General features: G+C 66.1%; 1 protein-coding gene. It reads right to left on the bottom strand.

All coding sequences use genetic code 11. The features are described from left to right. Positions 1 to 545, bottom strand: a 545-nt coding sequence (locus tag V1318_RS21680) for a TonB-dependent receptor plug domain-containing protein (protein WP_332941848.1), incomplete at both ends; no start/stop codon positions are given.

Below are 545 nucleotides of genomic sequence, written 5' to 3'. Positions count from 1 at the left end.
TCGCCGGCCATGACCGGCTCTTCCTTGACGTAGCCGAAGCCCAGCATGGCGCTGAAGCGGTCGGAGGTCGTGCCGATGGTGAAGTCGTAGGCCTGACGCTCGCCGTCGCCCTTGTCGAACGCGCCGATGTAGGCGTTGGCTTCGGCGCCTTCGAAGTTCTGGCGCAGGATCACGTTGACCACGCCGGCGATGGCGTCCGAACCGTAGATCGTCGAGGCGCCGTCCTTCAGGACTTCGATGCGCTCGACCGCGGCGGTCGGGATGGTGTTCAGATCGACCGCGCCACCGAGACCGGTGCCGCCGACCCAACGCTTGCCGTTGACCAGCACCAGGGTGCGGTTGGAGCCGAGGTTGCGCAGGCTGACGCGGGTTTCGCCGTTGCCGCCGTTGTTGAAGGTGCTGTTGAGCGTCGAGCCGTTGGCCGTGATGTTCTGGATCACGTCGCCGACCGAGGTCAGGCCCTGGGCGGTGATGTCTTCGCGGCTGAGCGAGAAGATCGGCTGCGAGGTTTCGATGTCGGCGCGCTTGATGCGCGAACCGGTCAC

It is taken from the genome of Lysobacter sp. CCNWLW3, assembly GCF_036697405.1.
Classification (GTDB): domain Bacteria; phylum Pseudomonadota; class Gammaproteobacteria; order Xanthomonadales; family Xanthomonadaceae; genus Lysobacter.
This window is presented reverse-complemented; position numbering and strand designations above follow the sequence as displayed.